Below are 13,414 nucleotides of genomic sequence, written 5' to 3' on the forward strand. Positions count from 1 at the left end.
CTCCTCATGTTACGGGCCGTTTACGAAGGCTTCGCCGCAACCGGTTTCACGGCCATGCCGGGGCTGAGCTTGAGGAGATTGCCGACCACGACCGAATCGTCCCGAACGACGCCCTTCCTGACCGCAACAAGTGGCCCGTAGTCCGGGCCGAGGGTCACGTAGCGCTGCTCGACCCGCTTGTCTGCGCCGACGACGTAGACGTATTTGCCAAGCTGGTTGGAGCCGACGGCCACTTGTGGCACCAGCAGCGTGTTGGGTGCGTCCGCGACGTGCAGGCGCACGCGGATGAATTGCCCCGGCAGCAACGTGTGATCCGGGTTCTCGACGGTCGCGCGCGCGGTGATGGTGCCGCTGCTGCGCCCCACGTTGTTGTCGAGAAACGTGAGCCTGCCACGGTACTGCGGGCTCGCGCCCCGACCGACGATGACCTCGGCCGCGATGGTCCCCTTCGCCTGATCCTGCTGGATAGTGGCGAGATCGGTGTCCGGCGGATTGAAGGTGGCATAGATCGGGTCGAGCTGCACGAGGGTGTTGAGCTGGGTCCCCGTGCTGCTGATGAGCGCACCTTCATGCACCTGACTCAGGCTGAGACGCCCGGAGAACGGCGCGCGGATCTTCGTAAAGTCGAGATTGAGCAGCGCCGTCTCGATCAGCGCACGATCCGCCGCGAGCGCGGCCAGGTCCTGATGCTCGGTGCTCGCGGACTGCTGCAGCGTATCGATCGACACGTCGCCCGTCTCGCTCATCAGCGTATTGCGGCGATGGCTGGCGATGGCATATTCGAGCGCCGCCGCATCCTTTGCCGCCTGCGCCCTCGCCTGATCGAGCGCCGCCTGATAACTGCGCGGATCGATCTCATACAGGAGTGTGCCCTTGCTCACGTCCGAGCCATCGGACACCCCCTGCTTCGCCAGGTAGCCGGTCACCTGCGCCTGAAGCGTGACGGTGCGGATCGCGTCCGTGGTGCCGACATATTCGAGGTAAACCGGCACGGTCTGCTCGACCACCTGGGTTACGGGCACCTCGGTGGGGGCGGCTGGGTCCGGCGCGGGCGGGCTGCCGGTAGCCTGTCGCGCTCCCCCACCTGTGAACGACAGGACGCAGACGACTACGGCGATCGCCAGGCCTGTGGCTACAACGCGAAGTTTGCCGACTCTCATTGCGCGTTGCTCCCCGATCAATCCCCGGACGCCGCCTCGCCGCCATCGCGAGGCGCGCGACCGATACGTTTGAGCACGGCCTCACGCAAGTGCTCGATCACCGTGTAGAAGATCGGCACGAATCCCAGGCTGAGCAGGGTGGCGGCGAGCATGCCGCCTACCACCGTCGTCCCGATCGACCGGCGGCTCGCGGCGCCCGCGCCGGAGGCGATCATCAATGGGACGGCGCCAAAGATGAACGCGAACGCGGTCATGAGGATCGGGCGCAGACGCAGGCGGGCCGCCTCGGTCACCGCCGCGACGATATCGAGGCCGGCTTCGCGGCGCCGCTTGGCAAATTCGACGATCAGGATCGCGTTCTTCGCCGCCAGCCCGATCAGCAGGACGAAACCAATCTGCGCATAGATGTCGACCTGCATGTGGCGCAGCCACAGCAGCCCCAGCGCGCCGAACAGGGCTAGCGGCACCGTGAGGATGATGGTGAACGGCAACGTCCAGCTCTCGTATTGCGCGGCGAGGAACAGGAACACGAAGGACAGCGCGAGCGCGAAGACCAGGCCCGCGACCGAGCCGGCCTGCAGCTCCTGATAGGTAATGCCCGTCCAGTCATAGCCGAAATCCGCCGGCAAAACGCGCGCCGCGCGCTCCATCGCCGCGATCGCCTGGCCCGAACTGTAGCCCGGCGCGGCACTGCCGGTGATCTCCGCGGCACCGTAGAGGTTGTAATGAGGCACCGTGTCCGGCCCCACCGTCGGTTCGAGCCGGCCGAGCGTGCCCAGCGGCACCATGCTTCCCGCGGCGTTGCGCACGTAGAGCCGCGACAGGTCGCTGCGGTTCCCGCGGGCGTTGTCGTCGGCCTCGAGCAACACCTCGAAGGTGCGGCCGAACAGCGTCACATTGTTCACGTACAGCGAGCCGAGATAGATCTGCATCGTATTGAACACATCGCTCAGGTTGAGCCCGAGCAGCTTCGCCTTCACGCGGTCGAGATTGAAATCGTATTGCGGCGTCGACGTGTTGTAGCTGGTGAGCAGGGTGCGCCGCTCGAGTTCAGGCTGTTGCCGCGCCTGGGCGAGAAAGGCCTGGGTCGCCTCGCCGAGTGCGGCACTGCCCCGGCCGCTCAGGTCCTCGATTTCGAAATCGAAGCCGCCGAAGGTGCCGAGGCCGGCAATAGTCGGTGGAATCAGTGCAAGCGCCACCGCCTCCGGAATCTGATTGAGCTTCGGCTGTACCGTGGCGATGAGGTTGGCGACGCTCTGCTTCGCACCTCGCTCGTCCCACGGCTTCAGGATCACAAACTGGGCCGCACTGTTCGACGTCGTGCTGCGAGTGATGAAATTCAGACCGCTGATGGACAGCACGTTCGCCACGCCGGGCGTCGCCCTCAGGATCGCGCGGGTCTTCTCCATTACGGCCTCGGTGCGTTGCAGCGAAGCGCCATACGGGAGTCGCGTAATCACATAGAAATAGCCGGGATCTTCAACCGGCAAAAAGGCGGAAGGGATCGTCGAATGGAGCAGCCAGGTCACACCCAGGCCACACGCGAAGACCGCCAGCGCGAGCCAGCGCAGCCGGATCAAGCCGCGCAGCGAATTCGCGTAGTGGCTGCGCGCCCAGTTAAAGCCTTGATTGAACTTGCGAAACAGGATGAACCGTGGCGGCCTGTCCCGTCGCAACAGCAACGCGCAGAGCGCCGGACTGAGCGTCAGGGAATTGAACGCCGAGAGCGCCACCGAAATGGCGATGGTCAACGCAAACTGATTGTAGAGACGGCCCGTCACGCCCGGCAGGAAGGCGATCGGCACGAACACGGCGCCGAGCACTGCCGAGGTGGCAACGATCGGCCCCGTCACTTCCCGCATCGCCGCCTTGGCCGCAGCCATGGGCGTAAGCCCGCTCTCGAGTTGGCGTTCGACATTCTCGACCACGACGATCGCATCGTCGACGACGAGGCCGATAGCGAGGACCATGCCGAGCAGGCTGACCGTGTTCAGCGAAAAGCCGAGCACCAGCATGATCGCGAGGGTGCCGATGAGCGCCACTGGAATGGCGATCATCGGAATGAACGTGGTCCGCCAGCTCTGCAGGAACAGGAACACGACGCCCAGCACCAGCAGCAGCGCAAAGCTAAGCGTCTTCATCACCTCGACCATCGAGGCGGACACGAACATGGTGGTGTCGTAGGTGATGCCCCACGCCATCCCTTTCGGGAAGCGCTTTGCAAGCGTCTGCATCGTGGCCTTGACACGCTGGTCGAGGTCGAGCGCATTAGCGCTCGGCAACTGGAAGACGGCGAGCAGCGCCGCCGGGTGTTCGTTCACGGAGGCGCTAGAGGTGTACTGAAGTGCGCCCAGATCGATGCGCGCCACGTCGCGCAGATACACAGTTGCGTCGCTCGCCGTGCCGGCGCGCAGCACGATATTGCCGAATTGCTGCGCGTCCGCCAACTGGCCGTGGGTGTTGATCTGGTATTGAAACGTCGTGCCCGCCGGCGCCGGCGCCTCGCCGAACTTGCCTGCGGCGACCTGCACATTCTGCTCGGCGATCGCATGCTGGACATCGCTGGCTGTCATGCCGAGCGCGGCGAGCTTGTTGGGGTCGAGCCAGATGCGCATCGAGTAGCGGCGTTCGCCGAAGATCGTGACATCGCTCACGCCGGGCAGGCGCTTGAGCGAGTCGACGAGCTGGAGATAAGCGTAGTTGCTGAGGGTGACAGGATCGATCGAGCCGTCTGGCGAATAGAGATTCACCGCCAGAACAAAGTTCGGGTTCTGCTTCTGGATGGTGATGCCGGCCTGATTGACGATGCTGGGAAGCTGCGCCGTCGCCTGCGAGATGCGGTTCTGCACGTCGACCGCGCCGATGTCGATGTTGTAGCCGACGTTGAACGTGACGGTGATCGTGGACGTGCCATCGTTGGCACTCACCGACGACAGGTAGCTCATACCCGGCACGCCGTTGATCTGCTCTTCGAGCGGCGCGGTGACGGTGTCCGCCACGACCTGCGCGCTTGCACCCGTATAGGTCGACTTGACCAGAACCTGTGGCGGCGTGATCTGCGGAAACCGCTCCACCGGCAGGTTGAACCAGGCAATGAGCCCCGCGAGCACCATGATGATGGCGATCGACGATGCGAAGATCGGACGCTCGATAAAGAAATCGACCATTGACCTCGCCCCGAGTCCCAGGTAGCTTGACGGAAACGCGCCGGTATAGTTTCCGCCGTCGGTAGACATTGTCAATAGGCCTGGATCGTGACGCGCGAAACACAAACTCAACCTATCCGATCAGGCGGGCGTCCTACGCTGCGAGAGTCCGAAATTCGTCTGCAGCGCCTGCTCGATGTTGCGCAGCGCCATTTTCTTGCCGCTGGATATCGCGAGACCAGCCTTGAAGGCATCGCGCGAGAGGCGGGTATTGCAAAAAAAACGCTGTACGATCGATTCGGCAGCAAGGCGGGCCTGTTCAGCGCAATCGTCGAGACGCTGCGTCGTTCATGGATCACGCAGCTCGGCGATATCGTGCTCGATGCGCGCCGTCCGGAGCATGTCCTCGAGAAGGTCGCGCTCCATCTGCTGGATGTGTGCACGCGGCCTGACATGATCGCATTGCATCGCCTGCTTCTGACCGAGGCCTATCGTTTTCCCGAATTCATCAGCGGGTATTACAACAAGGCGGGTGAACTACGCGGCATGGAGCCGCTTTCGGACTATCTTCGTTCGGCAGTCGCCGATGGCGCATTGCAACTCGATGACGTTGCGCTGGCTACCGAGCAGTTTCTACACCTGGTACTCGGCGGGGTCCGCGCGCGGCTGCTGCTTGGCGCCACCAGGAGGCGCCCCGGCGCATCGGAGCGCAACAGAATCGCGCGTGAGGCGGTCCGCATCTTCCTCGCTGGATGCAAGGTGCTCTGAGCGAGCGCGTTCCGGTCTTCGTCCGATTCTGCCCGGCCGATATTCGCCTGGAGCGGCCGCGGCCGGCGGGATGCCGGCCCAATTCCCGTCTGCTTCCGGGGCCGCGCAACCGGCCACCCGCTGCTGCATTGCGACAATCGGGCGTCCGTATTCCTGGTTGCCGTGCCGCGTGTGGTTGAGGCGGCGAGGAATTGGCCCCCTGTACGTGTTTCCCTTGCCTAAACTCAAGTTGGTACGCGCCGAACTCTGACGGCACGAGCGCGGTAGCGCTCGCGCGCGAACTCCGGCACGTATTTGAAATCTGAAAGAACATGGGGGGCGGACATGACGACGGCTGTCAGCTTTCATATCGGCTATACGCAATACCTTGGCCCCGATGGCGAGGCTGTCCAGTCATTGCCAGCCTTCGCACGTGACCCGGCGGCGCTGATTCCGCTCTATCGCGCGATGGTGCTGACACGGGCGTTCGACACGAAGGCGGTCGCGCTGCAGCGTACCGGCAAGCTCGGCACCTTTGCGTCGTCGGTTGGCCAGGAGGCGATCGGTGTCGGTGTCGCCAGCGCGATGCAGCCCGACGACGTGCTGTTCCCTTCGTATCGCGATCACGCCGCGCAATTGCTGCGCGGCGTCACGATGACGGAAAGTCTCCTGTATTGGGGCGGCGACGAGCGCGGCAGCGATTTCAGCGTGCCCCGTAACGATTTTCCGAACTGTGTGCCGATCGGCACACAGGTGTGCCATGCGGCCGGCGCAGCCTACGCGTTCCTGCTGCGTCACGAGCCGCGCGTTGCGGTGGCGATCTTCGGCGACGGCGGCACATCCAAGGGCGATTTCTACGAGGCGATGAACATGGCCGGTGTCTGGCAGGCGCCGCTTGTGCTCGTCGTCAATAACAACCAGTGGGCGATTTCGGTACCACGCAGCCACCAGAGCGCTGCGCAAACGCTCGCGCAAAAAGCGATCGCTGCCGGAATAGAGGGGCTGCAGGTCGACGGCAACGACGTGATCGCCGTGCATCAGGTTGTCCACGCGGCGCTCGCCAAGGCTCGCCGCGGCGATGGCCCGACGCTGATCGAGGCGCTCAGCTATCGCCTTGGTGATCACACGACGGCCGATGACGCGACGCGCTATCGCGACGCCGAGGTCATCGGCAAGCAATGGGAATACGAACCGCTGCTTCGTTTGCGCACCTACCTGATGCACGTGAACGTCTGGACCAAGGCGCAGGACGAGGAACTCGGTAAGGCGTGCCGTGCGCAGGTCGAGCAGGCCGTCGACGCGTACCTGGCGATACCGCCTGCGGGCCCATCCGCGATGTTCGATCACCTGTATGAGGCGTTGCCCGCAGCGATGCGTGAGCAACTGGCGATGGCGCAACGTTTCGCGCCGGCTAAGGGGCACGGCGATGGCTGACCTCAACATGGTCGAGGCCCTCAATCAGGCGCTCGCATATGAACTGGCGCACGACCCTGCCGTTGTGCTGCTCGGAGAGGACATTGGCGTGAACGGCGGCGTATTTCGCGCGACCGTCGGGTTGCAGACGCGCTTTGGCGCTCAGCGGGTGATCGACACGCCGCTGGCCGAAACCGCCCTCGCCGGCTGCGCGATCGGCATGGCGGCGATGGGCGTTAAGCCCGTTGTGGAGATCCAGTTCGCCGGGTTTGTCTATCCGACCATCGATCACATCCTGAATCATGCGTCGCGTCTGCGGCATCGAACGCGCGGACGACTGACGTGTCCGCTTGTGATCCGTGCGCCATGCGGCGCAGGCATTCACGCACCAGAGCACCATTCCGAAAGCCCTGAAGCGCTGTTCACCCACATACCAGGGCTGCGCGTCGTGACGCCGTCGTCGCCAGCACGCGCGTACGGCTTGCTGCTGGCGGCGATCCGGGACCCGGACCCGGTGATCTTCTTCGAGCCGACGCGGCTGTACCGGCTCTTCAGGCAGCCAGTGGAGGACGACGGCGAAGCGCTGCCACTCGACAGTTGCTTTACGTTGCGCGATGGGGCAGACGTCACACTGGTGAGTTGGGGCGGGGTGTTACAAGACGTGCAGGCCGCGGCCGATCTGCTCGCGCAGGAAGGCGTAATGGCCGAGGTGATCGACGTGGCGACGCTCAAGCCGCTCGACATGAACACCATTCTCGCGTCGGTGGCGAAAACCGGACGCTGCGTGATCGTGCACGAGGGCTCGCATGCCGGAGGGGTCGGCGCGGAGATCGCCGCCAACATCGCCGAGCGCGGACTGTACTCGCTGCTCGCACCGGTGCAGCGCGTCACCGGTTATGACGTGGTGGTGCCGCTGTACAGACTCGAGAATCAATACATGCCAGGCACTGAGCGCATCGTTGGCGCGGTCAGGCAGGCGCTGGAAGCGTAGGGATGCCATGAAAATCTTCAAACTGCCTGATCTCGGCGAAGGTTTGCAGGAAGCGGAGATCGTCGAGTGGCACGTCAGGAGCGGCGAAGACATTCGCGCGGATCAACGGCTGCTGTCGGTGGAAACGGCGAAGGCGATCGTCGATATTCCGTCGCCTCAATCCGGCCGAGTCGCGAAGCTGTTCGGCCAGCCCGGCGATATCGTGCATCTGGGGGCGCCGCTCGTCGCATTCGAAGGAGCGGCCGACGAAGCCGATGCCGGTACCGTGGTCGGTCATATGGAGGTCGGCCAGCATGTGGTGCACGAAGCGCCGGCGGCGCTCGGCGGCAGCCCGGGCACGGGTGTCGGCACAATCAAGGCGATCCCGGCGGTGCGGGCGCTCGCGCGCAAGCTTGATGTCGATCTTGCGATGGTGACGCCGTCGGGGGCGGAGGGTGTCATCACGGCGGCTGACGTGCAGCGCGTCGCGAAGATACTCGCTCAGCTCGGTCCGCCCGAAGTGCTGCGCGGCGTGCGGCGCGCGATGGCGCAGAACATGGCGCGCGCGCAGAGCGAAGTGGCGGCCGCGACCGTCATCGACGACGCCGACATTCATGAGTGGCCGCCACATACCGATGTGACGATCCGCCTGATCCGTGCGCTGGTAGCAGGATGCAGCGCCGAACCCGGGCTCAACGCATGGTTCGACGGACATGCGGGACGGCGCCACGTACTGGAAAAGATCGACCTCGGCATCGCCGTCGATCTACCGGATGGCCTCTTTGTACCGGTATTGCGCGACGTTGCGCACCGCAACGCAGCGGATCTGCGCGGCGGCCTCGACCGGATGCGTGTCGACATCCGGGCACGCAAGATTCCACCGGAGGAACTGCGCGGCAATACGATCACGTTGTCGAACTTCGGCATGATCGCCGGCAAATACGCAGCTCCCGTGGTCGTGCCGCCCACTGTCGCGATCCTCGGAGCGGGGCGCATTCACGAGCAGGTCGTGGCGGTAAGTGGCGTTCCGGCCGTGCATCGGATCTTGCCGCTTAGTCTGACGTTCGACCATCGGGTCGTCACGGGCGGCGAAGCAGCTCGGTTTCTCGCCGCGGCGATCGTGGATCTGCAGATGGCGCAGTAGCAGCTGTGACTGCGCGAATTCAAAAATTCAGAAGGTGTATGCGTTGTGTCCAGCTTGAGACGTTCGCAGATTTAGGCACAGCGAAATCGTATGCCAATCCGTAAATCGATCGAGGCGTGCCGGTTCGCAGCTTCGTGCAGCGCACCCGGTCTTTGGATCGCTTCGTCTGCAAAACGGCCCCGCCCCGTGAAACAGTTACAAGATAAGTATTGACGCTGGTACCACTCGGCGGTTAAGGTGCCGCATGAAGTTCAAGAAGTTCGATTGCTGTTCATCAATTGCTCGCTCCTCAGCGGTATTCGTTGTCCTCTCCCTCCTTGACGCTTCATACGCTCTTCAACGGAGCACATTTTCCCGTTTTTTCTCAAGGATTCTTCATGGATACCGGTACCGTTAAGTGGTTCAACGATAGCAAAGGTTTTGGCTTCATCACCCCGGACAAGGGCGGTGACGACCTTTTCGCTCACTTCTCCGAAATCAGCGGCGACGGCTTCAAGACGCTGGCTGAAAATCAGAAGGTGAGCTTCGAAACGAAGCAAGGCCCGAAGGGTCTGCAGGCAGCTAACATCAAGCCGCTGTAAAGTTTGAAGAGCCCGGCGTTCCGCGACGGACGCCGGGTTGCAGGGACATCCTTACGGAGCGTTGTTTCCTGAAGTGGCGCGTTCGCTCCTGGCTGCATCGGTTTCGCCGGCAGCTGGCCAAGCGCCATACGTCTCATTGCACTCATTTTCCCCTCTGGCATTAGCGCCACGTCTTCGCTTTCCGACTGCTTCAGATTCGGCCTGAGATGCCTTTGAATCGGCGTACCTGTGCACATTTCGCAAGGCACGCGCGCACTCGACATTATTAAAACTAAAATGCAGAACAAACAAACTCAACAATACAACGGCTATGCCGTACAGCCCTCGGCGCATCGTTTGCCCGACGGCAGTTTTTCCTCCAACCTGCTGCTAGAACGCGCCGATAGCGGGCGCGCGGACGGCCGCTACCAGTTCTATTCGCTCGATTACTTCACGAGTGAGGAGCAGGCGTTGCAGCACTCGACACGCTGGGCACGCAACTGGGTCGACACGCGCGGTTAACGACGACGCGCCAGTTCTGCACGCTCAACGCATCTCAGGCGTCAGGACGCGTGCAATAAGGCGCGCGCCAACATCACGCGCGATCGATCGGTTACCTTTCGGTTTGAGCCGCGCTCAGTGCGAACTTCTGGATTTTCTCTATCGACGTCTTCGGCATTCTACACACGGCATGGAAGTCGACGACGCTCTTGAGCTTTCAGAATGGGTCGAAGTGTGAACGCAGGCGCGGGCGGACGGCAATCACCCGTCGGTCACTATGCGGCCGAGATGGAATGGACATGGCTTCCCTTCGGGCATGACGGTATCTACTTCGTGGTCGACGCCTGAGGAGGCGATGACCGGAACTGGCAGCAATGCGGTCGCACTGGCATAGCCTGCCGAGCATGTGGCGACTGACGATCAGAAGGTCAACTTCTTTATCACACACATTGTTGATGGCGTGCCGCTGGCGCGCGCGAACACGGGTACCTTCTGCATAGACTCGGGTTCTGGCTCTAGCGCTCAGGGGATTCCAGAATGGTGCGATCAAAGCCGTCAGTATCAATCAGCATTTCGGCGTAGGCCACCGACGCGCGCCTTGCGTCGCCGGCATTCACGAAGGGCCTCTTGCCGGGCACACGGAATAAGCGACTTCGCGGGTTGTCCGTCATGGAATCCGGGTCGCTGATGCGAATCGACGCATCGAATCCTTCCTCGTAATTGTGACCATATCCTGGTTGAGTCGTGCGATGCGGATACACGAGTAGGGAAATATCGAGACCGCGATAATGGCGAATGGTTGTCATCAGGTCACTCCTTTTGGCCGCAGCAAGCAGCACGTTTTTGATCGTTGTGCAGGTTTGGCCGAAGGAGATACGCCCCCCAAGCCACACCGACGAGGCGACCGGAACGAAGTTTCCTGGCTAGCTGTCCGGTACGCGGATACCCGAGCTTCGTGCTTAACATCCGCAAGCGTTCCCTCACCCGGCATTCCGCTCACGTTTGTCCGATCGGGCACCACACTGTCCCGAACTCACGAAGTGGGTCGCTCCCGTATCCTTGGCCAGCCTCATCGCGCGTGGCAAGCAGACGCTGTTGATCGTGGTGTTCTTGAAGAGTTTGCAACGTAAGCGCAGAGGTGGAACCGGGCAGGCAGCCGTCGCCGGCCATCTAAGCCAACGCTATGACAATCCGTGCAGTGCCCCGCTTTGCCGACCCCACGTTTCAAGGTACGCGCGACAGTACTATCGGTCAATACAATTCTGGTAACAGTCTCAGCGTCTGCGCCGCCCGATGTAACCCGTTCCAGCGTATAGTGAGCCATACCCTGTGGAGTGACCAACATGTCGACACACCCGATTCTTCTCTACAAGGGGTACGAACTTCATCCCCTTGTCTTTCCCCGCACATTCAGTCGCTTTGACGGACATTCCCGTTACGCGGAAGGTTACGAAATTGCAGTACGGATATGTCGTCCGGCGGCGACAGCAATTCCCTCCGCAAGCCGGGTCTTCAGGCTGAACCAAACGCATACATTCTCTGACTTCGGTACGGCAAGGCGAGCCGCCCGGCAGCAGGGAAAGGACATCGTCGACGGAAAGGTGAGCGGCGCTTCGGTCATCGACATATGAAAACGCCGCTGACGGACAGCATCCATCGATGTGCTCGATCGTGCGACGAATTGCTGTCTGCCTGATGGCCGATCTGATCGCCGCTCGCACATAAAAGGCGGCTGCCGCAATAGCGGGACAGGGCTGCGATCGACGTGCTGCTCGGGACGCTCGCCGGCGATCATCCTCCCGAACGATTCGCGATTTTGCCTTCCCCGAAGATTCGATGTGGCCGGCTGCAAAAACCTACCGCAGACCAGCAAGTCGAGCAGCAATTGGCGTCGCTGGCTCACGCCGTCTCGTCGCCCAATCGGGCCACGCGTTCCCAACTGTTCCGCGACGAACACGTACCCTCGAAATGAAGCCGGTCCGGATAGCCGTTGCATGTCACGCTCGGCAATCGCGTGGTCGCGGATGCGTCCGCGTCGTGCCAGAGGCGCAAACACCGCATTGGTCTCCTCGCAGGCGGTCGGGTAACGCTGGAACTCCTTATTACCTGACGAAAGGGTGAATCGATTTCCGCCAAAAAGGGCGAACGGGGCTGCAATGCAGTTTCGCGCGCTTCGTTTCGCCGTGGTTGAATTGTTGACGTCGAGACTGCTTGCCGCGCATGTCAGAGGCGCATTCTGCGTCGCCACATGATGAGCCTGAGAAGAGAGGCAGCCCGATGTGGATCTTCGGATCGCCGCCGCCTACCGGCGCTGCGGTACGTAAGTGCCGGGTTGACTTGCATGTTCCCTGTGCTTCTCTGACGGCGCCTGGAGCACGGGTTTTTCTGTACAAATCCATCAATGGGCGTAGCATGAAATGGTCACTCGACCTGCGACCGGGCCTCGCGTCGCCAAGCTGCTTACCCGACGGAACCGGAGATCCGCTTTCACCCAAAACCGAAACGTGGCCGACCTCCTGAACGGCAGCGGACGCAGTGGCCACGTCGCTACGCTCCGTCTTTTCCGCTACACAATGAGACGGCCTCAAAGCTACCGATCACAACCGGTTCCCCGTCTCTACCGCGGGCTCGAACTTCATCCGCTGGTGGTTGACTCAGAGCCGTTGCAATCATTGGAGTTTGGTATGGAAAGAAACGACCTGCTGAAATGGATTCGGTGCGATGGTGGTGACATCGTCGATCGGTTTCTGCCGCCCGGCGCGCAGGGCGAACTGGATAGCCTCATCCATGACCGCCGTCACGAGATCGATGCGGGCGCGTTTCTGATGTTCATGTCGATTCGTGCGCTTCTATGCGAACGCGGCATGGAAAGCTGCGATTCGGATCGCGAGGCCGGACAAATCATGGCCATGCTGAGCACCTAGATCGCGCTTTTCGACGCCCCTCTGCGACAGTCGCAATCGAGCGATAACCCCAAAGGAATACCATGCGCTTCAATTCCACCCTGATCGTTATCGACCCCACCCCCCGGCGGGCCGACGGCGAGTACATGGCCCACGCACGGATCAGCGGCAGCCGTGCCGACGGCACCGGGTACGAGATTCATTCGAGTGGCGATCTGGCAGGCTTCGACGCACGCGAAGACGCGATAGCCTATGCGAAGAACTGGGCGCAGGACTGGCTGCACGCGCGCTTCGGGTGACAGACGTCTCACCTACGGAAGCAACGAGAGAGGGATTGGCGTGCAGACCGGCCATTCGCCATCAGAGGAAGATGCAGCGGGATGCTGGTCACGCGTTTCGATCCAATCGCTTGCCCATCGGTTCTGGTAAACCGGTGCCTCCGCTTGACGGCCACAGTACCCTAGAGAGTAGAACTCGAAAAGCAGGGGCCGTACGGACATCGGATCACCTAAGCGGTCTCAAGAGAAAGAGCCGTCGGAGACTGCGTGGGCCGCATTGTCGGGCGAGCACCCTTTGCGCGACATCGACCGAATCAGTTTCGCGTCGCGCATACGTGAGAGCCACCCCGGCCAGCAACGTCTTCTCCCGGTCGGTCAGGAGCTGCAGGTTGACGCCCAGGTCTCATTTAGCAATTGATTGGTCTTCTCCAGGATGTCGTGTTCAAGCTGCAATCGGCGGATATCGCGTCGAAGCGGTTCGACCTGCCGCTCCAGTTCTCCCCGCTCAGGGGCGTGCGGCGAATCGTTGTGGCGTTTCATGAAAGGCCGGACACGAACGCTCACCACTGTCCAGAAAATCCAGGCGGTTCAT

At 62.1% G+C, this 13,414-nt stretch carries 12 protein-coding genes and 1 pseudogene; 9 read left to right on the forward strand and 4 right to left on the reverse strand.

The features are described 5' to 3' along the window. Positions 1-20: 20 nt before the first annotated feature. Together OKW40_RS32985 and OKW40_RS32990 are read right to left on the reverse strand one after the other, a co-directional pair. Positions 21-1,160, reverse strand: a complete 1,140-nt coding sequence (locus tag OKW40_RS32985) for an efflux RND transporter periplasmic adaptor subunit (RefSeq protein WP_429493375.1) — start codon at positions 1,158-1,160, stop codon at positions 21-23. Between the two features lie 17 nt (positions 1,161-1,177). Further along, positions 1,178-4,396, reverse strand: coding sequence for an efflux RND transporter permease subunit (locus tag OKW40_RS32990; protein WP_429493376.1), 3,219 nt, complete (start codon positions 4,394-4,396; stop codon positions 1,178-1,180). Positions 4,397-4,414: 18 nt separating this feature from the next. On the opposite strand from OKW40_RS32990, the gene OKW40_RS32995 reads away from it, so the two are divergent. The 6 genes from OKW40_RS32995 to OKW40_RS33020 all read left to right on the forward strand — a co-directional run bounded on the left by OKW40_RS32995 (position 4,415) and on the right by OKW40_RS33020 (position 9,662). Further along, on the forward strand, positions 4,415-5,074 hold the full coding sequence (locus tag OKW40_RS32995; RefSeq protein WP_429493377.1) for a TetR/AcrR family transcriptional regulator: 660 nt from the start codon (positions 4,415-4,417) through the stop codon (positions 5,072-5,074). 324 nt (positions 5,075-5,398) lie between these two features. Next, the gene (pdhA, locus tag OKW40_RS33000) at positions 5,399-6,487 is read left to right on the forward strand and encodes a pyruvate dehydrogenase (acetyl-transferring) E1 component subunit alpha (protein ID WP_429493378.1); all 1,089 of its coding nucleotides are present in this window, start codon (positions 5,399-5,401) and stop codon (positions 6,485-6,487) included. Then, the gene (locus tag OKW40_RS33005) at positions 6,480-7,457 is read left to right on the forward strand and encodes an alpha-ketoacid dehydrogenase subunit beta (RefSeq protein ID WP_429493379.1); all 978 of its coding nucleotides are present in this window, start codon (positions 6,480-6,482) and stop codon (positions 7,455-7,457) included. Before pdhA ends, OKW40_RS33005 begins: the two co-directional genes overlap by 8 nt. A gap of 7 nt (positions 7,458-7,464) precedes the next feature. After that, complete coding sequence (locus OKW40_RS33010; RefSeq protein ID WP_090808903.1) at positions 7,465-8,580, forward strand: dihydrolipoamide acetyltransferase family protein; 1,116 nt, start codon at positions 7,465-7,467, stop codon at positions 8,578-8,580. 377 nt (positions 8,581-8,957) lie between these two features. After that, positions 8,958-9,161 (forward strand): cold-shock protein, encoded by a 204-nt coding sequence (locus tag OKW40_RS33015; protein ID WP_012428559.1) that lies wholly within the window; start codon positions 8,958-8,960, stop codon positions 9,159-9,161. A 276-nt stretch (positions 9,162-9,437) separates the two neighbouring features. Beyond that, entirely contained in the window at positions 9,438-9,662 is a 225-nt protein-coding gene (locus OKW40_RS33020) for a hypothetical protein (RefSeq protein WP_184061902.1), read from the forward strand. Positions 9,663-10,156: 494 nt separating this feature from the next. On the opposite strand, the gene OKW40_RS33025 is transcribed toward OKW40_RS33020, so the two are convergent. Beyond that, entirely contained in the window at positions 10,157-10,447 is a 291-nt protein-coding gene (locus tag OKW40_RS33025; protein ID WP_429352461.1) for a hypothetical protein, read from the reverse strand. Between the two features lie 537 nt (positions 10,448-10,984). On the opposite strand from OKW40_RS33025, the gene OKW40_RS33030 reads away from it, so the two are divergent. The 3 genes from OKW40_RS33030 (at position 10,985) to OKW40_RS33040 (ending at position 12,843) form a co-directional block, all read left to right on the forward strand. Next, the gene (locus OKW40_RS33030; protein WP_090810393.1) at positions 10,985-11,272 is read left to right on the forward strand and encodes a hypothetical protein; all 288 of its coding nucleotides are present in this window, start codon (positions 10,985-10,987) and stop codon (positions 11,270-11,272) included. Positions 11,273-12,145: 873 nt separating this feature from the next. Further along, a complete protein-coding gene (locus tag OKW40_RS33035; RefSeq protein WP_429493380.1) occupies positions 12,146-12,565 on the forward strand; it encodes a hypothetical protein in 420 nt (139 codons plus the stop codon). A gap of 62 nt (positions 12,566-12,627) precedes the next feature. Continuing rightward, positions 12,628-12,843 (forward strand): hypothetical protein, encoded by a 216-nt coding sequence (locus OKW40_RS33040; RefSeq protein ID WP_018424494.1) that lies wholly within the window; start codon positions 12,628-12,630, stop codon positions 12,841-12,843. Positions 12,844-13,174: 331 nt separating this feature from the next. Here the strand turns inward: OKW40_RS33040 and OKW40_RS33045 are convergent. Then, positions 13,175-13,362, reverse strand: a pseudogene (locus OKW40_RS33045) (IS3 family transposase); the annotation flags it as partial. Positions 13,363-13,414: the final 52 nt, after the last annotated feature.

The organism is Paraburkholderia sp. RAU6.4a, assembly GCF_050435625.1.
GTDB classification, from domain to species: Bacteria; Pseudomonadota; Gammaproteobacteria; order Burkholderiales; family Burkholderiaceae; genus Paraburkholderia; species Paraburkholderia tuberum.